We start from the raw sequence: 1,152 nt of genomic DNA, 5'->3' as shown, positions 1-1,152 counted from the left end.
GAGTAGCCATATAAACTCATGTGAATTCGGCGGTTATTGTAGAAGTCCATGAATCGGTCAAGTACATCGAATGCTTCTTCAAAACTCATAAAGATATGGCGCCCGAAACACTCTCGTTCCAAGATACTGTGAAACGACTCAATGTACGCATTCTTGTTGGGAGTTCGATTGGGTGTTCTTTCATGGATCAGTAGCTTTTCGTTGTTCTCAAAGAACTTTCTGAACTTGTGGCTCTTGAATTGCGGACCATTATCAGTACGAACGACGAGCGGTGTTCCTTGCGTGTACACACCTCTTTTTAAGAGGGCTTTGTGTAATGTAGCAAGCAAGTCCTTAGTCTTAGATTCCTTGCCACGGTATTGTCCAACCACATTGCGGTCGTATACATCAATAATGCTTGCTGTATAAAAGTAGCGCTCCAAGCCAGCGATATAACCGTATTTAATGTCCATCTGCCACAATTGGTTGGGTCCGGTTACCTCCATATTGTTGGCTAAACGGCGTGGATAAGACTGTTTGGGTTTTACCGGCTTACCTAGGATACCAAGCTCTTTACAAAGCCTGTACACCTTCTTCTTATTAATCTTAAGGTTATGCTGCCGGCGTAAGGCGATGGTGAGCTTTCGGTATCCATAGGCGTATTCCTCGCCTTCCAGCAGCTTCATAATCAGACGCTTGATTCGTGCATCTGTCACTTTCTTACCTTCAAAGGAATAGGAGTATCCGGGCACGGGACGTCCACCAGAAGGCGCTTGTTTTGGGTTCGTATGCTTGAGAGAATAATAATACGTAGAATGGGGGACCCCACAGATCTTAAGCACTGGACGAACCTTGTAGCCTTTCAGGATCCATTTTCGGGCCACTTGAATTGGATGTGTGGATGCTTTTTTTTTACAAGTTCCCGCAGGATCGCAATCTCCAGTTCCTTCTCACCCAATAATTTAGCAGCCTGCTCATATTTCTGTTCCCATTCTTGAGAAGTCTGTGGATGACTAAGATTATTCAAGTCTTTCTTTTTGCCCATGGTAACCTCCACCTCATCTCGATATTGTTTAACCCATTTATACAATGAATACGGGGAGATTCCATGTTTTCGTGCAGTTAATGCTACATTCCCCCGGTCTAGTGCTTCCTCGACGACCTGTATTCTCA

Annotated in this window: 2 protein-coding genes; both read right to left on the bottom strand. The window is 44.4% G+C overall.

Features of this window, described 5'->3' with window-relative positions; all coding sequences use genetic code 11:
- On the bottom strand, positions 1–821 hold an 821-nt coding region (locus tag ACFQ3W_RS25950), incomplete at its 3' end, for an IS3 family transposase (protein WP_379322142.1).
- A 20-nt stretch (positions 822–841) separates the two neighbouring features.
- Positions 842–1,152, bottom strand: a 311-nt coding sequence (locus ACFQ3W_RS25945) for a helix-turn-helix domain-containing protein (RefSeq protein WP_379322141.1), incomplete at its 5' end; no start/stop codon positions are given.

The organism is Paenibacillus puldeungensis, from assembly GCF_042678945.1.
GTDB lineage: Bacteria > Bacillota > Bacilli > Paenibacillales > Paenibacillaceae > Fontibacillus > Fontibacillus puldeungensis.
Note: the sequence above shows the minus strand (reverse complement) of the source record. Positions and strands in the feature narration are given on the sequence as shown.